1 protein-coding gene is annotated in these 232 nt (G+C 35.8%); it reads right to left on the reverse strand.

Features of this window, described 5'->3' with window-relative positions; all coding sequences use genetic code 11:
- The coding region (locus SB660_RS24065; RefSeq protein WP_410585151.1) for an IS3 family transposase at positions 1-232 on the reverse strand (232 nt) is incomplete at both ends.

The following is a 232-nucleotide window of genomic DNA, read 5'->3' on the forward strand; positions in this document are numbered from 1 at the left end:
ATATATACGTAATGTCAGCTACCCACGCTTGTCCAGGGCGTTCTACTTTGAATTGTTGGTCTAATAGATTTGGATATACTGGTAGATTATGTTTTGAATTCGTCGTCGCTTTGTATTTTTTCACTGTTTTTGAGCGAATGCCTTCTTCTTTCATAATTCTTGATACGGTTTTTTGCGATACAGAGACTCCTTCTGAATTCAATTGTTTTGTGATCTTTGGACTACCATAATT

It is taken from the genome of Bacillus sp. SIMBA_005, from assembly GCF_046535585.1.
Lineage (GTDB): Bacteria > Bacillota > Bacilli > Bacillales > Bacillaceae > Bacillus > Bacillus pumilus.